Here is a 19,529-nt window from a genome sequence, read left to right as displayed (position 1 = left end):
GATCAGTGACCGCCCTTGCCGTCGGTGTCGTCTTGTGCCGCCTGGCCCTTGCCCTCGACATCGGGGGCATCGGCGATCGGCGAGGTCTCCCCCGGGTTCTCGAGCAGCTCCAGCCGCGCGATCTCCGGGTGGTGCAGGTCGAACGCCGGGCTCTCCGAACGGATGCGCGGCAGTGACGTGAAGTTGTGGCGCGGCGGCGGTGAGGAGGTCGCCCACTCGAGCGAGCGGCCCCAGCCCCACGGATCGTCGAGACCCACGAGCGGGCCCTTGCGCGACTTCCACACGTTGTAGAAGAACGGCAGCGTCGAGGCTCCCAGCAGGAACGCGCCGATCGACGAGATCTCGTTGAGGGTCGTGAAGCCGTCCGTGGGGCTGTAGTCCGCGTAACGACGCGGGAAGCCCTCGACGCCCAGCCAGTGCTGCACGAGGAACGTCATGTGGAAGCCGATGAACAGCAGCCAGAAGTGGATCTTGCCGAGCTTCTCGTCGAGCATGCGGCCGGTGAGCTTGGGCCACCAGTAGTAGAACCCGGCGAACATCGCGAACACCACGGTGCCGAACACGACGTAGTGGAAGTGCGCGACGACGAAGTAGCTGTCGGACAGCTGGAAGTCGAGCGTCGGCGAGGCCAGGATGACGCCGGTCAGGCCGCCGAAGAGGAACGTGGTGAGGAAGCCCAGCGAGAAGATCAGCGGGGTGTCGAAGGACAGAGATCCCCCCCACAGCGTGCCGATCCAGTTGAAGAACTTCACCCCGGTGGGCACCGCGATCAGGAACGTCATGAACGAGAAGAACGCCAGGTCGACCGCGCCGGTCACGAACATGTGGTGCGCCCAGACCGCGACCGACAGCGCCGCAATCATCAGGGTCGCGCCGACCAGGCCCATGTAGCCGAAGATCGGCTTGCGGGCGAAGACCGGCAGGATCTCGGTGATGATGCCGAAGAACGGCAGCGCGATGATGTAGACCTCTGGGTGCCCGAAGAACCAGAACAGGTGCTGCCAGAGGATCGGCCCGCCGTTGGCGGCGTCGAACACATGGGCACCGAGGCGCCGATCGGCCTCGAGCGACAGCAGGGCCGCGGCGAAGATCGGGAACGCGATGATCACGAGGATGCTCGTGACGAGCGTGTTCCACACGAAGATCGGCATGCGGAACATCGTCAGGCCGGGCGCGCGCATCGTGAAGATCGTGGTGATGAAGTTGACCGCACCCAAGATCGTGCCGAGGCCCGACATCCACAGGCCCATGACCCACAGGTCACCGCCGATGCCCGGTGAGTTGACCGCATCACTGAGCGGCGCGTACGCGAACCAGCCGAAGCTCGCCGCTCCCCCGGGCACGAAGAACCCGGACACGACGATCGTCGAGCCGAACAGGTAGAGCCAGTAGCTGAACATGTTGAGCCGCGGGAACGCGACGTCGGGCGCGCCGATCTGCAGCGGCATGATCGCGTTGCCGAAGCCGAAGAACAGCGGCGTCGCGAACATCAGCAGCATGATCGTGCCGTGCATCGTGAACAGCTGGTTGTAGGTCTCTTCGTCGACGATCTGGGTGCCGGGCTGAGCCAGCTCCGCGCGGATCAGGAGCGCCAGGATGCCGCCGATGATGAAGAAGGCGAACGAGGTGAAGAGGTACATGTTGCCGATCACCTTGTGATCGGTCGTGGTCAGGACCGTGACGACCTTCTGGCCGAGGGTGCGCTCGCGGGTTCCTGCGCGGAGCGCCTCGGAACCGTCGTCGAATGCTGCTGTCGTGGTGGCCATCAGCCTTCTCCGCTCTCGTTCAGGCCCGCGATCGTGTGCGCTTCCTCGGCACCCTTGGGCGCGCCCTTCTGGCCGGCCTTCTCGAGCTCGACCAGGTGCGCATCGTAGTCAGCCTTGGAGACCACGTGAACCTTGAAGATCATGCGCGAGTGGTAGAGGCCGCAGAGCTCGGCGCAGCGCCCGGTGAAGACGCCCTCGCGGGTCGGGGTCATGTCGAACGTGTTGATCTTGCCGGGCACGACGTCCATCTTGAAGTAGAACTCCGGGACCCAGAACGAGTGGATGACGTCGGGCGACACGAGGTTGAACCGGACGGACTCGTCGACCGGGAGCCACAGCTCGGTGGGCTCCTCGGGCGTGCCGATGTCGTAGACGTCCTGGCGCTGCGTGGCGTCTTCCTTGAGGTAGTTGAACGCCCACTGCCACTTGCTGCCGACGACCTCGACGGTGTGGTCGGGGTTCTTGACCTTCTCGAGCATCTCGTTCTGCGACGTGACGGTGTGGAAGAAGAAGACCGCGACGATGATGACGGGCGCGAACGTGTAGAGCGCCTCGATCGGCAGGTTGTAGCGGATCTGGACCGGTACCTCGTCCTCGCTGCGGCGGCGGTAGCGGATCATCGAGTAGACGATCAGGCCGAAGACCAGCAGGAACACCACGAGCACGGCGATCCAGGCGCCGAGCCAGACGTCCCACATGGTGCGCGAGCGGTCGCTCGCCTCCACGGGCAGCGCAAGCCGCTTGACGTCGGAATCATCGACGGGGGAACAGCCGCTCAAGACCACGGCGGCGACGGCGAGAACCGCCAGCTTCATCCGACCCACGGGGCGCCTTTCTGGACCATGACTGTCACGTGATGTCACGTGAAGCACCTTACTGGAGCGAGACCGGCCCTCTGCGGTGAGGTCAGCCTCTGTTGGACGTACGTGTGAAGGACTCGTCACGCGAGTGAGAGCGCGGCGCCGACCTCGGCCTCGGCCCGCTCGCCGTAGGCCGCGCCGAAGCGCTTGAGGAAGCCCTCGCGATCGAGCTCGTACTCCTGCGTGCCCTTGGTCTCGACGACGCTCGCGGCGATCGTGCAACCGATCTGGGCGGAACGCTCGAAGTCGAGTCCGGCCGCGATGCCGGCGAGGAATCCGGCGCGGAAGCTGTCGCCGACGCCCGTCGGATCGACCGCGACGACACCCTCGATGGCCTTGACCTCGATGGGGGCGCCGTCGGCGGGGTAGACCGTCACGCCGGCCTTGCCGCGCGTCACGATGCGGGTCTTGACGTGGGCCTGGACGTCGTCGGACGACCAGCCGGTCTTCTGCTCGATCAGCGCCGCCTCGTAGTCGTTGCTGAACAGGTAGGTGGCACCGTCGATGAGGTCGCGGATCATGTCGCCCTCGGCGAACGCGAGCTGCTGCGAGACGTCGGCGGCGAACGGCACACCGCGCTCACGGCAGGCGCGCGTGTGGCGCAGCATGCCCTCGGGGTCGTCCGGGCCGACGAGGACGAGGTCGAAGTCCTGGCCGACGGCGAACAGGTCGATGTCACGGGACTCCGACATCGCGCCGGCGTAGAACGTGGCGAACTGCGCCAGGTCGGTGTCGGTCGTGCACACGAAGCGGGCCGTGTGGCGGGTCTCGGACACGAGAACGCCCGAGGTGTCGACCCCGGCGTCGTCGAGCCAGCCGCGGTACTCGGCCTCGAAGTCGCGGCCGACCGCGCCGACGAGCAGCGCGCGGTGGCCGAGCCTGGCGAGCGCGTACGCGATGTTGGCGGCGCACCCCCCACGGCGTACGTCGAGGTCGTCCACGAGGAACGACAGCGAGATCTTGTCGAGCTGGTCCGGCACGAGTGAATCGGCGAACTTGCCCGGGAAGGTCATGAGGTGATCAGTGGCGATCGAACCGGTGATGGCGAGGTGCACCCCCACACAATAGACAACGGCCTCCTGCAATGCAGGAGGCCGTCGTGTGTCGTATGTCTTAGTGGAACGAATCGCCGCAGGCGCAGGAGCCGGTGGCCATCGGGTTGTCGATCGTGAAGCCCTGCTTCTCGATCGTGTCGACGAAGTCGATCGTCGCGCCACCGAGGTAGGGCAGGCTCATCCGGTCGACCACGACGTTGACGCCGCCGAACTCGAAGATCTGGTCGCCGTCGAGCGAACGCTCGTCGAAGAACAGCTGGTAGCGCAGGCCGGAGCAGCCGCCGGGCTGCACCGCGATGCGCAGCGCGAGGTCGTCGCGGCCTTCCTGGGCCAGCAGGCTGCTGACCTTCTCGGCAGCGCCGTCGCTCAGGGTCACTCCGGTGGCGGGTGCGGTCTCGACGGTGGACTGCTCAGTCTCGATCGTCATGTGGTCTCCCATGCGTGGTCTTTGGTCTCGACACGGTGGTCAACCTTCTCCGTGCCGATTCCATTCCATCGTACGCCGTCATTCCTCGTCGCGAGGCGACCACGTACGTGCGACACGCTCCGCGAGCGCCGCGAGGCTCTCGTAGGGCTCGGTCATCGCGGCCTCGACGCCGACGAGGTCGGCCATGGCGTACGCGCTCTCGACACCCATGGCCCGCATCTCGCGGGACCCGACCAGGACCTGTCCGGCCAGGACGATGCACGGGCGGGCGGCGGCACCGGCCACTGCGGCCACGCCGAAGACCACCTTGCCGGCGCGCGAGGAGAAGTCGTAGGCACCCTCGCCCGTCACGACCAGGTCGTGGTCGCCGGCCTGGGTCGTGAGACCGACCGCCTCGGCGACGAGCTCGATGCCGGACACGACACGTCCGCCCAGCAGCATCAGGGCGAAGCCCAGTCCGCCCGCCGCACCGGCGCCCTTGGCGTCCGCGGTGCGGCGCTCCGCCGGTGTCGGGCCACACGTCGCGTCGACGAACCGGTCGAGGATGCCGTCGACCGCGATGATCTGCTCGTCGGTGAGACCCTTCTGCGGCCCGAACGTCTTGGTGGCTCCGAACATGCCGAGCAGCGTCACGTCGACGTCGGCCGCGATGACGAGCTCGATCCCGTCGAAGCGGGCGCGGGCCGCGGTGAGGTCGACATGGGTGACCCCGGTCAGGCCCTCGGGCCCGGCGTCGAGCGGGACGTCGGCAGTGGCGCCCAGCGCTGCGAGCAGGCCCGCTCCCCCGTCGTTGGTCGCGCTGCCGCCGAGTCCCACGACGACTCGTCGGGCCCCGGTGTCGAGCGCGGCAGCGATCGCCTGGCCGACCCCGTACGTCGTCGCGTGCAGCGGGTCCTGCGGGTCGACGAGGTGCAGCCCGCAGGCCTGGGCGCTCTCGACGTACGCCGTGCCGTCGGCGTGCAGCACCGTCACCGGCACCTCGACGCCCACCGGTCCGCGTACGGTCACCACCTCGAGCTCACCGCCGAGGCCCTCGTGCAGCACGTCGACGAACCCCGGGCCGCCGTCTGCCATCGCCGCGGTGCTCAGCTCGTCCTCGGGCGCGTGGCGGTGCCAGCCCTCAATGATCGCGCGCGCCGCCTCGGGTGCCGTGAGCGTGCCGCCGAAGGCGTCGGGCGCCACCAGGACCTTCACAGGGCTACTGGGCGAGCGCTTGCTCGCACGCGGCGATCAGCACGCAGGTCGCGAGCACGTCGATCGCGGCGGCCAGCTCCTCGGGCGAGGGGTAGGACGGAGCGATGCGGATGTTGCGGTCGCGGGGGTCGTCGCCGTACGGGAACGCCGCACCGGCCGGAGTCATCGCGACGCCGGCCTCGCGGGCGAGCTGGATGACCCGCGACGCGGTGCCGTCCACGACGTCGAGGCTGACGAAGTAGCCACCCTTGGGCTCGGTCCAGCTCGCGACGGCGTAGTCACCCAGACGGGCCTTGAGGATGTCGACGACGGCCTGGAACTTGGGCGCCAGGATCTCGCGGTGACGGTCCATCAGCGCGTGCACGCCGTCGACGCTCTTGAGGAACCTGGCGTGGCGGAGCTGGTTGACCTTGTCGGGGCCGATCGTGCGCTTGCCGAGGTGCTTGAGGTACCACTCGATGTTAGCGGCGGAGCTGCCGAGGAAGCACACGCCCGAGCCCGCGAACGTGACCTTGGACGTGGACGCGAAGATCACCGGGCGGTTGGGATGACCCGAGGCGGAGCACAGGCCGAGGATGTCGGCGGTCTTGGTGTGCTCGTCGGTGAGGTGGTGCACGGCGTACGCGTTGTCCCAGAAGATCCGGAAGTCCGGCGCCGCGGTCTCGAGCGCCGCGAGCTCTGCGGCAACCGCCTCGCTGACGACCGCCCCCGTCGGGTTGCTGTAGGTCGGGACGAGCCACATGCCCTTGACCGCCGGGTCCTTGACCAGCTCGCGCACGGCCGCGACGTCCGGTCCGTCGTCGAGCAGGTCGACCGGCAGCATCTCGATGCCGTACTCCTCGAGCAGGGCGAAGTGCCGGTCGTAGCCGGGCACGGGGCAGATGAACTTGACCGCCTCCTCGACCCCCCACGGCTGCTCGGAGTCGGCGACGCCGTGGAACAGCGCGAACACGAGGTTGTCGTGCATCATCGCGAGACTCGCGTTGTCGCCGGCGACGACCTGGTCGACGGGCACCTGCATGATCGGCGCGAAGATCTCCCGCAGCTCGGTCAACCCGGTGAGGCCGCCGTAGTTGCGGGTGTCGGTGCCGGCCGCGTCGGTGAAGTCCGGCCCGGGCATCGACAGCAGCTCGTTGGACAGGTCGAGCTGCGCCGGCGACGGCTTGCCGCGCGTCAGGTCGAGCTTGAGCCCTGAGGCCTTGAGCGTCTCGTAGGCCGCGGTCTGCTCGTCGAGGAGAGCCTGGATCTGGTCACTGGAAAGGGTGTCGAACGTCACCCGTCCAACCTATCGCGGCGGGATCGTCAGCCGAGACCGGGAGCGCCCCAGATCGCGAGCCACTTGGTCAGGTCGGGCTCGATCGGCACGTCCTCCCCGACGACGCCGCGCACCTGCAGCTCGAGGGCGTTGTCACGCTTCTCGCCTTCGAGCGGGACGAACGGGTAGAACGTTCCGCGCTTGTAGAGGTAGACCAGTGCGAGCGGTGCCGCGTCAGGCGTGGTGAAGCCGATCGTCGAGCACAGCAACGCGGAGCCGAACCCGGCATCGGCGAGCGAGCTGTTGACGGCGTGCAGGTCGGTGACGAGCCCGGAGACGTCCTTGTCGGTACGCGTGACGGTGAGCCAGTGGAACCCGAACCGGTCCGAGCTGCGGGTCACCGTGGCACCTGCGGTCGTGGTGATGAGCTTCTCGGCGTCCGCCATCACGGTGTCGTCGGCGGCACCCTCGACGTCGCGGAAGCACACCGAGCCGGAGCCCGAGACCGCGAAGCCCGCGGCCTGCAGCGACAGCGCGGCCTGCGGCACGGCGAACAGCACGTCGAGGTCGGCCTGCGGCGGCTTGGTGCGGCCGAGGATCGAGTCGAAGATGCCCACGACGCCTAGCCCTGCTCGGACAGCTCGGCGCTGACCTTGGCGAGCTGGTCGAGGCGCTGCTGCAGCGGCGGGTGCGTGGAGAACAACGCGCCGATCGACTCCCGGTTGATGGCCGGCGCGAAGAAGAACGCACTGATCGCCTGGCCCTCGCGGAGGTCGCGGTTGGGGATGCGCGCCATGTCGCCGGAGATCTTGACCAGCGCCGACGACAGCTTGGACGGCCGGCCGGTCAGGTACGCGCCGCTCCGGTCGGCGCTGAGCTCGCGGTAGCGCGACAGCGAGCGGGTCAGGACGAAGCTCACGAAGTAGACGATCATGCTGACGAGGAACACGACCAGGAACACCGCGCCGCTGTTCTTGTTGTTGCGGCTGCCGAAGATGTTGCCGGCGTACATGCCCCAGCGGGTGATGAACCCGGCGAGCAGTCCGATCGACGAGGCGACGGTCATGACCGTGACGTCCCGGTTGGCGACGTGGGACAGCTCGTGCGCGAGCACACCCTCGAGCTCGTCGGCGTCGAGGCGTTGCATGATGCCGGTCGTCACGCAGACCGACGAGTGCTTGGGCGATCGGCCGGTCGCGAACGCGTTGGGCATGTCGGTCTCCGCGACGGCCACCCGCGGCTTGGGCATGTCGGCGAGCGCGCACAAGCGGTCGATCATCGCGTGCAGCTCGGGCGCCTGCTCGGGCTCGACGACCTTGGCGCCCATCGACTTGAGCGCCAGGGAGTCCGAGAAGTACCACTGCCCCCAGGCGATGCCGAGGACGATGACGATTCCGAAGGAGCCGAGCGGAGTGAGGGTGTAGAGGATTGCACCGAACGCGACGTAGAGGGCGCCGAGACCGAGTCCCACACCGCCCATCCGCAGCGTCAGTCCGCTGTCACCTCTGAACCGGGTTCGAGCCATCGTCGTCCTTCCTGGGGGTGGTGATCTGCTCGAGCTGTCGGTCGACCTCGGCGCTGTCGAGCGCGGTGTCGAACTGCCGGCGCTGCGCCTCGTCGGCGCTCTCGCCGGGCTTGCTGATGATGCCGTCGGCGACCAGCTCGTCGACCGCGTCGGCCGTGGCCTCGAGCTCACGGGTACGGCGTTCGGCCGACTCGACGGCCTGTCCGACGTCGCTCACCGAGGAGTTGATGCCGCGAGAAGCGCTGTTGATCTCGGCGCGTGCGGCAGCTGCGGTGTGCCGCGCCGCCAAGGTGTCCTTGCGGACGCGGAAGTCCTCGACCTCCTGCGCGACCTTGAGCTCGGTCGCCTCCAGCTTGGCCTCCTCGGACTCGAGGTCGGCGTGCCGGGCCTTGAGGTCGGCGGCGGCCTTCTCGAGCGTCACCTTGCGGGTGAGGATCGCCCGGGCCTCGTCGTCGTTGCCCTGGGCCACGGCCTGGCGGGCCTCGTCGTCGAGCTGGGCAGCCTGCTGGTCGAGCGCAGCCAGCTGGATCTCGACCCGCTTGCGGCTCGTCGCGACGTCCGCGACGCCGCGACGCACCTGCTGAAGCAGCGCCGTCTGGGTGCGATAGGTCTCGTCAAGCTTGTCCTTGAGAGCCTCGACGTCATCGCCGCGAAAACGCCGCGAACGGAAGATCCGGGCGATGCGCTTGCCGATGCTCATGCCTAGAAGCCTACGGGTAGGGTTGCGCCCGTGGTAGACGAGACAGAGGCCGGCAAGGGGCGTCGCACACCGACGCGCAAAGAGGCCGAAGCGGCGCGCAAGAAGCAGATGAAGGTCCCGGTCTCCCGCAAGGAGCAGGCCAAGCGTGAACGCGCCGCCCGCGAGGAGATCCGGCTCAAGCAGCGCGAGGCGCTCAAGACCGGTGACGAGAAGTACCTGCCGGCTCGCGAGCGCGGGCCGGTGCGCAAGTTCTGCCGCGACTACGTCGACCGCCGCTGGAACGTCGGAGAGTTCCTGCTCCCCCTGCTCATCATCATCCTGGTGGCGTTGTACATCGCGCCGGTGCTCACCTCACTGCTGTGGGCCGTGATGCTGGTGGCGTTCGGCATCGACGAGCTCATCCTGATCCGCGGACTGCGCAAGGAGCTCAAGAAGCGGTTCAAGCCCGAGGAGACGCGCGGCGCGACGCCGTACACGTTCTTCCGCAGCACGCAGCTGCGCCGCTTCCGGCTGCCGAAGCCGCAGCTCGAGCGCGGCGAGGCGCTCGCTCAGCGCTACTGACCTGATCGGTCCTTGAGCCTGTCGAAAGGACGTTGCGACCCGCTCAGCGTGGCGGGCGAGGTCCTACGAATCGGTCGACGCGTGCAATGACATCGGGCCGTAGACCTCGGTCTCGTCGTCGAACAAGCGCACCTGGTCGATGCCCTGCTCGAGCAGTGCGCCGAACTCCTCGCCGACCCACGACTCGGCGTCGCCGCGGCTCTCGAACTCCTCGGACCGGCCCTTGACCTCACCGAGCGAGTCCTCCAACGTCCATGTCCAGCCCATGATTCAGACCTCCTTGGTCGACGGTTGCACGAAGGGCGGCTTGGTCACCGTGAACGCCTCGGAGCGCCCGCGTACGTCGACGATCACGGTCGCGCCGTCAGCGACTGACGGCTCGAGGAGCGCCAGCGCGATGCCCTGGCGCAGCGTCGGCGAGAACGTGCCGGAGGTGATCTCGCCGAGCTCGCCGCCGTCCTCGTCCTGGACCTTCATGCCTGGGCGCGGAATGCCACGGCCCTGCGAGAGCAGTCCGCGCAGCGTGCGGACGGTCTTCTCCGCGCGCTGACGCTCGAGCACCTCCTTGCCCCAGAACGCCGGCTTGTTCCAGCCGACGGCCCAGCCGGCACGCGCCATGACGGGGCTGATCTCGAGCGACAGCTCGTGGCCGTGCAGCGGGTAGCCCATCTCCGTACGCAGGGTGTCGCGCGCGCCGAGGCCGCAGGCGCGGATGCCGTACGGCTCCCCCGCCGCGATGACGGCATCCCAGACCTCGCCGGCCGATGCCGAGGGGACGACCAGCTCGTAGCCCCGCTCACCGGTGTAGCCCGTGCGGCACACCGTGATGTCCTGGCCGGCGATCGTGGCGTCGGCGAACGACATGTACTCGTGGTCGACCGGCAGGTCTAGGGACGTCAGCACCTCGTCGCTCAGGGGGCCCTGGATCGCCAGCACGGCGAAGTCGCGGTGCTGGTCGGTGACCTCGATGCCCTCCGGCGCCGCGGCCTGCAACCGGGCGACGACGGCGGCGGTGTTAGCCGCGTTGGGGATCAGGAAGACCTCGAAGTCGCTGCGCAGGTAGGCGATGAGGTCGTCGACGGTGCCACCGTCCTCGTCGCAGCACAGGGTGTACTGCGCCTTGCCGGTCTCGATGCGCCCGAGGTCGTTGGTGAGGCACTGGTTGACGAAGTCGGCAGCACCCGTGCCACGCACCAGCGCCTTGCCGAGGTGACTCACGTCGAACAGGCCGACGGCCTCGCGTACGGCCTTGTGCTCGGCGAGCACGCCACCGCCGGCGTACTCGAGCGGCATGTCCCAGCCGCCGAACTCGGCGAGCTTGGCGCCCAGGGCGACGTGGCGGTCGTGCAACGGCGAATGCAGCAGATCCATGGCAGCCAACCTAGAGCAGGGTCGCGCGCCCCCGACCCCCGAGCCTAGAGTGGCGGACATGCTTTCCGTGACCCTCAGCACCGCCAAGCCGTCCACCGCGCGCGCCGACGCCCTGATCCTCGGGATCCGAGGCGACGACGACAAGGGCGACCTGGCCGCGACGCTGGACCTGCTGGGCTTCACGGGTGAGAAGGGGCAGACCGTCACGTTCCCTGCCGGCGACGCGGCGAAGGCGCCGCTGGTCGTCGCCGTGGCGCTGCCTGCCGAGCCCACGGCCGAGGACCTCCGGCGTGCCACCGCCCGCGGCATCCGCGCGGCCAAGAACGCCACGAGCGTCGCGATCGCGCTGCATCCTGCCGGCGTCGACGAGGTCGAGGCCATCGCCGAGGGCGCCCAGCTCGGGGCCTACTCCTACGACACCTACAAGACGAGGAAGAAGGGCGACGCCAAGAAGCCCAAGCTCAAGAGCGCCGTCATCCTGAGCCCGTTCGCCCGCCAGACGACCGCGACCAAGGCGGTCGAGCGGGCGACGACCGTCGCCGAGGCCGTCAACATCACCCGCGACTGGGTCAACACGCCTCCCGGTGACCTGCGGCCGGCCGACTTCGCCGACGCGATCACGGCGCACGCCGGCACTGACGTCAAGGTCAGCGTCTGGGACGAGAAGCGGCTCGCCAAGGAGCGGTGCGGCGGCATCCTCGGCGTCGGACAGGGCTCCGACAGCCCGCCGCGCCTCGTGACCCTCACGTACGCCCCCGCCAACGCCGTCACCCACCTGGCGCTCGTCGGCAAGGGCATCACGTTCGACTCGGGCGGACTCTCGATCAAGCCCGGCGCGTCGATGCAGACCATGAAGCTCGACATGGCGGGTGCGGCCGCGATCGCGGCGGCGACTGTCGCGATCGCCCGCCTCGGCCTGCCGATCAAGGTCACGGCGTACGCCTGCATCGCCGAGAACATGCCCAGCGGCAGCGCCACCCGCCCCGGCGACGTGCTCACGATGCGCAGCGGCTCCACGGTCGAGGTGCACAACACCGATGCCGAGGGACGCCTCGTCCTCGCCGACGGCCTTGCCCTCGCCGCCGAGTCCAAGGCCGACCGCATCATCGACGTCGCCACGTTGACCGGTGCCTGCATGGTGGCCCTCGGCGAGCTCACGAGCGGCATCCTCGGCAACGACGAGGAGTTCGGCGACCAGGTGTTCGCGGCGTCGAAGTCCGCCGGCGAGTCGATGTGGCCGCTGCCGATCACCGAGGAGATGAAGGGCAAGGTCACCTCGTCGAGCCTCGCCGACCTGCGCCAGCACAACCCCAAGCCCTATGGCGGCGCCCTGTTCGCCGCGGCGTTCCTGCGGGAGTTCGTCAACGACATCCCGTGGGCCCACCTCGACATCGCCGGGCCGTCGTTCAACGAGGGCAGCGCCGTCGACTACACGCCGGTCGGCGGCACGGGTGTCGGAGTACGTACGCTCGTCCGACTCGCGACGGAGCTGGCCGGGACTCGATGACGATCGATCCTTCGACCGCGCGAGCCCTGTCGCAGCGGCTCGCCGTCGAGCAGTCCAAGCAGCGCCTCCCGTCGATCGCGGCCGGCATCGTGCGCGACGGGGCGATCGTGTGGTCCGACGCCGCCGGCACCCTCGACGGCCGCCCAGACGGACCCTCATCGACGACGGACACGCAGTACCGGATCGGCTCGATCTCCAAGACGTTCGTCGCGGTCGAGGTCATGCGTCTCCGTGACGAAGGGCACCTCGACATCGGCGACTCGATCGGGACGCACCTGCCAGAGGTGCCGTTCGGGCAGGTGACGATCGCGCAGCTGTTGACCCACACCTCAGGCCTGAAGGCGGAGACCGACGGCGAGTGGTGGGAGCGCACCCCCGGGGACGCCTGGAACGCCCTGCTCGCATCCGGCGTCCATCTGCGCGCCACGCCAGGCACCGGCTTCCACTACTCCAACGTCGGCTACGCCGTGCTCGGCGAGCTCGTCGCCCGGTTGCGCGACCAGCCGTGGCAGGACGCCGTACGGGAGGGGCTGCTCGAGCCTCTCGGCATGACCCGTACGACGACACGGCCCGTCTCCCCCGCGGCTCCTGGGCTCGCCGTGCATCCGCTCGCCGATCTCGTGCACGTCGAGCCCGAGCACGATGCCGTCTCCATGGCGCCGGCCGGTCAGCTGTGGTCCACGGTCGAGGACCTCTCACGGTGGGCCGCCTTCCTCGGTGGCCGGACCGGCAGCGTCCTCAAGGCGGAGACGCTCAAGGAGATGCTTCGGCCGATCGCGGTCAACGACGTCGCCGGAGCGCCGTGGACCGGGGCACACGGCCTCGGCTGGCAGACCTGGAACGTCGACGGCCGCCGCTACGCGGGCCATGGCGGATCGATGCCGGGGTTCCTCGCGGACCTGCGCGTCGACGTCGAGTCCGGCGACGGGATCGTGCTGATGACGAACGCGACCAGCGGGCTCGGCAAGGCGACCACCGAGCTGCTCAGCCTCTTCGCCGAGAAAGAGCCGGTCCCGCCGAAACCGTGGACCGCCGACGCCTCGCAGCAGGCGCGCCTCGACCTCGTCGGCCCGTGGTACTGGGGAACGTACGAGTTCAGGCTGACCCTGGCCCCCGACGGCCACCTGCGCCTCGGCACGCCCGGAGAGGGACGCGGAGCCCGGTTCAAGCCGGACGGAGACCGGTGGACCGGCCTCGACGGCTACTACACCGGCGAGCCGCTGACGGTGGAGCACGACGCGTCCGGCCACGCCATCCGCCTGGTGCTGGCGTCGTTCGTGTTCACGCGTACGCCCTACGATCCCGGTGCCACGATCCCGGGCGGCATCGACGACGCCGGCTGGCACTAGCCGGAATCTCCGAGATCTGGCCGATGATCCACGTCGGAGCCACGCGTCGAGGTGGATCTGAGGCCAGATCTCGGCGGGTCAGTCGGGGAGGCCGAGGGCTCGTGCAGCGTCCTCGACGGTGTCCCACTTGGTGCGCTCGCCACCGAGCCGGTCGGGGTGCGCCTGCTTGCGAGCCTTGCGATAGACCCGCATGAGCTCATCGAACGACGGGTTGGTCGGCAGCGGATCGACGCCGGCGATCGACTCGAGCGTCATGATCGCCGCGAGCTCCTTGGGCGTCTGCTTGGCAGGCTGGGGTGCGGACGAGGCCGACGGCGGCGTCGGGGTGCCCTTGGCCTTGCGCAGGTCGTAGTCACGCTTGCGTGACGGGATGCCGACCAGGTTGGCGTCGTAGACCGGGATGTTGAGCCTCTTGCGGGCGAACTCGAACGCGGCCTGCGCCGAAGCGACCCGGCGACGGATCGACTCGCCGTCCGAGGCGACGAGCAGCAGCGTCGTCTGGGTGACCGAGGTCTTGGGCTCGACGTACGCCTCGACGCCCTTGCGTGACTCGGCGAAGGCGCGCAGCGCGTCGAGGTCGGCGCGGCTCGCGTTGCGGTCCGAGACCACGGCGCCGCCGTCCGTCCTGGCCTTGCGGCCTCGGAAGATTCCCATGGCACAAGTGTGCCCGATCGTCGGGCATACCCCGATCAACCCCGGTGGCAGCGTGGTTGCCGCAAGTGACAAGATGATGACGAACGACATCCTTGGGAGGAACCGTGGCGGACGTCGCCGGCAACAACTTCGACATCGTGATTCTCGGCGGCGGCAGTGGCGGATACGCCTGCGCGCTGCGTGCGGTCCAGCTCGGCAAGTCCGTCGCGCTGATCGAGAAGGGCAAGCTGGGCGGCACCTGCCTGCATACCGGCTGCATCCCGACCAAGGCGCTGCTGCACTCCGCAGAGGTCGCCGACCTGTCCCGCGACGGTGAGCACTACGGCATCAAGTCGACGTTCGACGGCGTCGACATGCCCGCGGTCAACAAGTACAAGGACGGCGTGATCGACCGCCTCTACAAGGGCCTGCAGGGGCTCATCAAGTCCGGCGGCATCACGGTCGTCGAGGGTGAGGGCAAGCTCGTCGATCCCAAGACCGTCGAGGTCAACGGCGAGCGCTACACCGGCACCAACGTCGTGCTGGCCACCGGCTCGGTGTCCCGCACCCTGGGCCTCGACATCGGCGGCCGGGTCATCACGAGCTCCGAGGCGCTCACGATGAGCGAGGTCCCCGAGAAGGTCGTCATCATCGGTGGCAGCGTCATCGGCGTCGAGTTCGCGTCGGTCTGGAAGTCGTTCGGCGCCGACGTCACGATCATCGAGGGACTGCCGACGCTGATCCCCCTCGAGGACCCGTCGCTGTCCAAGCAGCTCGAGCGCGCGTTCCGCAAGCGCAAGATCAACTTCAAGACCGGCGTCAAGTTCAGCAGCGTCGAGCAGACCGAGTCCGGTGTGACCGTCTCGCTCGAGGACGGCACGACGATCGACACCGACCTGGTGCTCGTCGCCGTCGGTCGTGGGCCCAACTCCGCCGGCATGGGCTACGAGGAGGCGGGCATCACGGTCGACCGTGGCTGGGTGCCCACCAACGAGCGCCTCGCGACCAACGTCGACGGCGTGTTCGCGGTCGGTGACCTCGTGCCCGGACTGCAGCTCGCGCACCGCGGCTTCGCGCACGGCATCTTCGTCGCCGAGGAGATCGCCGGGCTCAACCCGCAGCCCGTGATCGACTCAGGCATCCCCCGCGTCACCTACTGCGACCCCGAGATCGCCTCCGTCGGCCTCACCGAGCCCCAGGCCCGCGAGAAGTACGGCGACGACAAGGTCGAGATCCAGGACTACAACCTGGGCGGCAACGGCAAGTCCCAGATCCTCGGCACAGCGGGCAGCGTCAAGCTCGTACGCGAGAAGGACGGCCCCATCGTGGGCGTCCACATGATCGGTGCCCGCTACGGCGAGCAGGTCGGAGAGGCGTCCCTGATGGTCAACTGGGAGGCTTATCCCGAGGACGTGGCGCAGTTCATCCACGCCCACCCCACGCAGAACGAAGCACTCGGCGAAGCAGCACTCGCTCTCGCCGGCAAACCGCTCCACTCACACGCCTGACCCGGAGAACCAGAGGACATCATGGCTACGTCTGTCACCCTTCCCGCTCTCGGCGAAAGCGTCACCGAGGGCACAGTCACCCAATGGCTCAAGCAGGTCGGCGACACTGTCGCGGTCGATGAGCCCCTGCTCGAGATCTCCACCGACAAGGTCGACACCGAGATCCCGTCGCCCGTCGCGGGCGTGCTGCTCGAGATCAAGGCCAACGAGGACGACACCGTCGAGGTCGGTGCCGTGCTCGCGATCATCGGCGAGGAGGGCGAGAGCGCCGGCGGCGACGCCGCCCCGGCGTCCGAGGCCCCAGCAGCCGAGGCACCCGCCGAGGCGCCGGCCGCCGAGCCCGCTCCAGAGGCTCCGGCCGAGCAGCCCGTCGCCGAGAGCGCTTCGGAGGAGCGGTCCCCCGCCCCCGCCGGCAGCGCCGACGCCCAGCAGGCTGCCGCCGAGAACGCCCCGGCACCGCAGCCCGAGACCGCACCGTCGTCAGGTGGCGGCACCGCCGTGACCCTGCCCGCCCTGGGCGAGAGCGTCACCGAGGGCACCGTGACCCAGTGGCTCAAGCAGGTCGGTGACGACGTCGCCGTCGACGAGCCGCTCCTCGAGATCTCCACCGACAAGGTCGACACCGAGATCCCGTCGCCGGTCGCCGGCAAGCTCCTCGAGATCAAGGTCGCCGAGGACGAGACGGTCGAGGTCGGCGCCGAGCTGGCCATCATCGGGTCCGCGGACTCGGCCCCGGCCGAGAGTGCGCCCGCCGCACCCGCGCCCGAGGCAGCCCCCGCACCGGAGGCACCGGCACCCGAGCCCACGCCCGAACCGGCAGCCGCGTCGGAGCCAGCTCCGGCCGATCCGGAGTCGCAGGCCAACCCGGCCGAGTCGTCACCGCCCGCCGAGGCCCCGGCCCCACAGGCCGCCCCGGCTCCGCAGGCCGAGGCCCCGCAGGCCGCCCCGGCTCCGGCGCCCGAGCCGGCACCGGTTCCCGCTGCATCGCCCAGCGCCACCGGCGACACGTACGTCACGCCGATCGTCCGCAAGCTCGCCAAGCAGCACGACGTCGACCTGTCGACCGTGACCGGCACCGGCGTCGGCGGTCGCATCCGCAAGCAGGACGTGCTCGACGCTGCCGCGAAGCCGGCTGCCGCACCTGAGGCCGCCCCGGCGGCCGCGGGCGCACCCGCTGCTGCCCCGGCAGCCGCTGCCCCGGCTGAGCCGTCGGCGCTGCGCGGCAAGACCGAGAAGGTCTCGCGCCTGCGCAAGGTCATCGCCTCGCGCCTGGTGGAGTCGCTGGAGATCTCGGCCCAGCTGACGCAAGTCCACGAGGTCGACGTCACCGAGGTGGCCCGTCTGCGGGCTCGCCACAAGAACGCGTTCCTCGAGCGTGAGGGCGTCAAGCTGACCTACCTCCCGTTCTTCGCCAAGGCGACCATCGAGGCGCTCAAGGTCTACCCCAAGCTCAACGCTGCCCTGGATCTCGAGGAGGGGACGATCACGTACCCGGCCGGCGAGCACCTGGGCATCGCGGTCGACACCGAGCGCGGCCTGATCGTCCCGACGATCAAGGACGCCGGTGACCTGTCGATCGCGGGCCTGGCCCGCAAGATCGCCGACGCCGCCGAGCGCACCCGCACCAACAAGATCTCGCCCGACGAGCTCTCCGGTGCGACGTTCTCGATCACCAACCTCGGCAGCAACGGCGCCCTGTTCGACACGCCGATCATCAACCAGCCGCAGGTCGCGATCCTGGGTGTCGGCGCCGTCGTCAAGCGCCCGGTCGTGGTGACCGACGCGCAGGGCAGCGACAGCATCTCGGTGCGCAGCATGGCCTACCTCTCGCTGACCTACGACCACCGGATCATTGACGGCGCCGACGCCGGCCGGTTCCTCACGGCGATCAAGCAGCGCCTTGAGGGTGGACAGTTCGAGGGCGAGCTCGGGTCCTGACCCGTGCAGGTCGTCATTGGTGGCGCCTCAGGGTTCCTCGGTACCGCGCTGACGCAGCACCTGCGTCTGCGCGGGCACCAGGTCACCCGCCTGGTCCGTTCGGCTGACCCCGCCGACGACGCCTCGCTGTGGGACCCCTACACGGGGCGCATCGACCAGATCGTGATCGATCGTGCCGACGCCGTGGTCAACCTGTCCGGGTCCTCCGTGGCGCGGTGGCCCCGCACCGCGAAGCAGCGCAAGGCCATCCTCGAGTCGCGGACCTCGACGACCGGCACGCTCGCCAAGGCCGTCGCCGCGTCGGCCAGTCCGCCTGCGCTGATCTCGGCGTCGGGAATGTCCTACTACGGCGTCGACTGTGGTGACGAGGTGCTCACCGAGCGCACGGGCCCCGCCGACTCGGGGTTCCTGCCCGGCGTCGTCCAGGCCTGGGAGGCCGCCGCCACGCCGGCCGTCGACGCCGGAGCGCGGGTCTGCTTCATCCGTACGACGTTGGTGCTCAAGGCCGACGAAGGCCTGCTGCGGTTCATGGTCCCGTTCTGGAAGCTCGGACTCGGCGCCCGGCTCGGGCCCGGCCGTCACTACATGTCCTACATCTCGCTCAACGACTGGATCCGCGCCGCGACGCTGCTGATCGAGTCCCCCGACCTCCGCGGCCCGTTCAACTTCGGTGCGCCGGTGCCGGTCACCAACGCCGAGTTCACCGACACGCTCGGAGACGTCGTGCACCGGCCGACCTTCCTCGTGGCGCCGCGCTTCGCGATCAAGGCAGCGCTCGGCAGCATGGCCGACGACCTGCTCGGATCGATGCGGGTCTCCCCCGCTGCACTGGCCGACACCGGGTTCACGTTCGAGCAGCCCGATCTCACGACGGCGCTCGAGGCTGCGTTGCGATGAACCTCCCGGAGCCCGGCTCCGACGTCGTGGACCCGGCAGCGAGGTTCCTCGACTACCTCGACTACTTCCGCGCCGAGGTGCGCCGCAAGGTCGCCGACCTCGACGACGTGGCCCTCAACGCGAGCGTGCTGCCGTCGGGCTGGACCCCGATCCAGCTGGTCGCCCACCTCGCCCACATGGAACGGCGTTGGCTCGTGTGGGGGTTCCTAGCGGAGCAGGTCGACGACCCTTGGGGCGACCACCTGGATGGCGCCGAGTCCGGCGTGTGGGCCACGGATCGTACGCTCGACAGCCTCCTCACCGCGCTCGACGAGGGCGGCCGGCGTACGACCGAGATCGTGACGAGCCATGACCTGATGGACCACGCGGCGACCGGAGGACGCTTCCCGGCCGGCGAGCCGGCACCGACCCTCCTGTCGATCCTGTTCCACGTCGTGCAGGAGTACGCGCGCCACATGGGCCACCTCGACGTCGTCCGTGAGCTCATCGACGGGACGACGGGCGAGGGCTGACCCCCGCGATCCGCCAGCCCTCGGTCGTACGCGCGAGGGTGATCACTCGGCGTGACGGCTCGTCGCGTGGCAGCTCGGTCACCGAGCCGTCGGACCACACGACCCGCGCCGGACCCAGCCGGTCGATCACGTCGAGCCGGGCGCGCGACGACGACTCCGACAGGACCCGGCAGGAGATGACCCGGAGGTCCGCGGCCAGGATCCTGCCACCACGCTTGCGGTAGTCCGCGATCGTCCGCGCATCCGCCTCTGCTGCACGGCTGCCGCGGACGTACACGCGGTCGAGCAGTGCCGCGTCGCTCGCCGCGAACGCCTCGGCCCGCACCTCGTCGAGGCCGCTCAGCAGGGTGGCCCACTGGTCATCGGGCGCGGGCGATGCGGCTCGCAGGATCGCGATCAGCACCCACAGCCAGTCCATGTGGGCCACTGTGCCGCGACCGGCCACCGGCACGCTGGGGTTCATCCACAGGG

20 protein-coding genes are annotated in these 19,529 nt (G+C 69.4%); 7 read left to right on the top strand and 13 right to left on the bottom strand.

The annotated features are described in order from the left end of the window. Positions 1-2 precede the first annotated feature (2 nt). From ctaD to ASE12_RS00680, 9 genes are all read right to left on the bottom strand, one after another. Positions 3-1,766 (bottom strand): cytochrome c oxidase subunit I, encoded by a 1,764-nt coding sequence (ctaD, locus tag ASE12_RS00720; protein ID WP_056395608.1) that lies wholly within the window; start codon positions 1,764-1,766, stop codon positions 3-5. After that, positions 1,766-2,581 carry a cytochrome c oxidase subunit II gene (coxB, locus tag ASE12_RS00715; RefSeq protein WP_056395605.1) on the bottom strand — a complete coding sequence of 272 codons (816 nt, stop codon included), beginning with the start codon at positions 2,579-2,581 and terminating at the stop codon, positions 1,766-1,768. The genes ctaD and coxB overlap by 1 nt, the downstream gene beginning before the upstream one ends. Positions 2,582-2,706: 125 nt before the next feature. Further along, entirely contained in the window at positions 2,707-3,681 is a 975-nt protein-coding gene (locus ASE12_RS00710; protein ID WP_056395601.1) for a carbohydrate kinase family protein, read from the bottom strand. 58 nt (positions 3,682-3,739) lie between these two features. Next, the gene (locus ASE12_RS00705) at positions 3,740-4,108 is read right to left on the bottom strand and encodes an iron-sulfur cluster assembly accessory protein (protein WP_056215755.1); all 369 of its coding nucleotides are present in this window, start codon (positions 4,106-4,108) and stop codon (positions 3,740-3,742) included. A 78-nt stretch (positions 4,109-4,186) separates the two neighbouring features. Then, positions 4,187-5,302, bottom strand: coding sequence for a glycerate kinase (locus ASE12_RS00700; protein ID WP_056395599.1), 1,116 nt, complete (start codon positions 5,300-5,302; stop codon positions 4,187-4,189). Positions 5,303-5,306: 4 nt separating this feature from the next. After that, positions 5,307-6,578 (bottom strand): aminotransferase class I/II-fold pyridoxal phosphate-dependent enzyme, encoded by a 1,272-nt coding sequence (locus ASE12_RS00695; RefSeq protein WP_056395595.1) that lies wholly within the window; start codon positions 6,576-6,578, stop codon positions 5,307-5,309. Between the two features lie 26 nt (positions 6,579-6,604). Beyond that, positions 6,605-7,174 (bottom strand): hypothetical protein, encoded by a 570-nt coding sequence (locus tag ASE12_RS00690; RefSeq protein ID WP_056395592.1) that lies wholly within the window; start codon positions 7,172-7,174, stop codon positions 6,605-6,607. Between the two features lie 5 nt (positions 7,175-7,179). Further along, positions 7,180-8,082, bottom strand: coding sequence for a zinc metalloprotease HtpX (htpX, locus tag ASE12_RS00685; protein ID WP_056395589.1), 903 nt, complete (start codon positions 8,080-8,082; stop codon positions 7,180-7,182). Next, positions 8,057-8,782 (bottom strand): PspA/IM30 family protein, encoded by a 726-nt coding sequence (locus ASE12_RS00680; RefSeq protein WP_056395586.1) that lies wholly within the window; start codon positions 8,780-8,782, stop codon positions 8,057-8,059. Before ASE12_RS00680 ends, htpX begins: the two co-directional genes overlap by 26 nt. A gap of 30 nt (positions 8,783-8,812) precedes the next feature. Here ASE12_RS00680 and ASE12_RS00675 point away from each other — a divergent pair, with 30 nt between their 5' ends. Beyond that, positions 8,813-9,343, top strand: a complete 531-nt coding sequence (locus ASE12_RS00675; RefSeq protein WP_056395583.1) for a DUF3043 domain-containing protein — start codon at positions 8,813-8,815, stop codon at positions 9,341-9,343. 63 nt (positions 9,344-9,406) lie between these two features. Here ASE12_RS00675 and ASE12_RS00670 read toward each other — a convergent pair whose 3' ends face one another. Both ASE12_RS00670 and gcvT read right to left on the bottom strand, forming a co-directional pair. Next, positions 9,407-9,610, bottom strand: a complete 204-nt coding sequence (locus tag ASE12_RS00670) for a hypothetical protein (protein ID WP_056395580.1) — start codon at positions 9,608-9,610, stop codon at positions 9,407-9,409. Positions 9,611-9,613: 3 nt separating this feature from the next. Next, the gene (gene gcvT / locus ASE12_RS00665; protein WP_056395577.1) at positions 9,614-10,714 is read right to left on the bottom strand and encodes a glycine cleavage system aminomethyltransferase GcvT; all 1,101 of its coding nucleotides are present in this window, start codon (positions 10,712-10,714) and stop codon (positions 9,614-9,616) included. Between the two features lie 58 nt (positions 10,715-10,772). Here gcvT and ASE12_RS00660 point away from each other — a divergent pair, with 58 nt between their 5' ends. After that, a complete protein-coding gene (locus ASE12_RS00660; protein ID WP_056404424.1) occupies positions 10,773-12,221 on the top strand; it encodes a leucyl aminopeptidase in 1,449 nt (482 codons plus the stop codon). Then, a complete protein-coding gene (locus tag ASE12_RS00655; RefSeq protein ID WP_056395576.1) occupies positions 12,218-13,570 on the top strand; it encodes a serine hydrolase in 1,353 nt (450 codons plus the stop codon). Before ASE12_RS00660 ends, ASE12_RS00655 begins: the two co-directional genes overlap by 4 nt. A gap of 78 nt (positions 13,571-13,648) precedes the next feature. Here ASE12_RS00655 and ASE12_RS20295 read toward each other — a convergent pair whose 3' ends face one another. Then, a complete protein-coding gene (locus tag ASE12_RS20295; protein ID WP_200954939.1) occupies positions 13,649-14,224 on the bottom strand; it encodes a hypothetical protein in 576 nt (191 codons plus the stop codon). Between the two features lie 104 nt (positions 14,225-14,328). Here ASE12_RS20295 and lpdA point away from each other — a divergent pair, with 104 nt between their 5' ends. From lpdA to ASE12_RS00630, 4 genes are read left to right on the top strand one after another with little or no spacing between them, the layout of a single operon-like run. Beyond that, positions 14,329-15,711 carry a dihydrolipoyl dehydrogenase gene (gene lpdA, locus ASE12_RS00645; protein WP_056395573.1) on the top strand — a complete coding sequence of 461 codons (1,383 nt, stop codon included), beginning with the start codon at positions 14,329-14,331 and terminating at the stop codon, positions 15,709-15,711. 21 nt (positions 15,712-15,732) lie between these two features. Next, positions 15,733-17,649 carry a 2-oxoglutarate dehydrogenase, E2 component, dihydrolipoamide succinyltransferase gene (gene sucB, locus ASE12_RS00640; protein WP_056395570.1) on the top strand — a complete coding sequence of 639 codons (1,917 nt, stop codon included), beginning with the start codon at positions 15,733-15,735 and terminating at the stop codon, positions 17,647-17,649. Between the two features lie 3 nt (positions 17,650-17,652). Further along, positions 17,653-18,546 (top strand): TIGR01777 family oxidoreductase, encoded by an 894-nt coding sequence (locus tag ASE12_RS00635; protein WP_056395567.1) that lies wholly within the window; start codon positions 17,653-17,655, stop codon positions 18,544-18,546. Then, a complete protein-coding gene (locus tag ASE12_RS00630; RefSeq protein ID WP_056395564.1) occupies positions 18,543-19,058 on the top strand; it encodes a DUF664 domain-containing protein in 516 nt (171 codons plus the stop codon). The genes ASE12_RS00635 and ASE12_RS00630 overlap by 4 nt, the downstream gene beginning before the upstream one ends. On the opposite strand, the gene ASE12_RS00625 is transcribed toward ASE12_RS00630, so the two are convergent. Continuing rightward, on the bottom strand, positions 19,030-19,521 hold the full coding sequence (locus ASE12_RS00625; protein WP_056395561.1) for a hypothetical protein: 492 nt from the start codon (positions 19,519-19,521) through the stop codon (positions 19,030-19,032). The two genes, ASE12_RS00630 and ASE12_RS00625, sit on opposite strands and share 29 nt — an antisense overlap. Between the last annotated feature and the right edge of the window lie 8 nt (positions 19,522-19,529).

Source organism: Aeromicrobium sp. Root236 (genome assembly GCF_001428805.1).
Taxonomy (GTDB): Bacteria; Actinomycetota; Actinomycetes; order Propionibacteriales; family Nocardioidaceae; genus Aeromicrobium.
The sequence above is the reverse complement of the archived record's forward strand: the minus strand, read 5'-3'. Positions and strand labels throughout refer to the sequence as shown.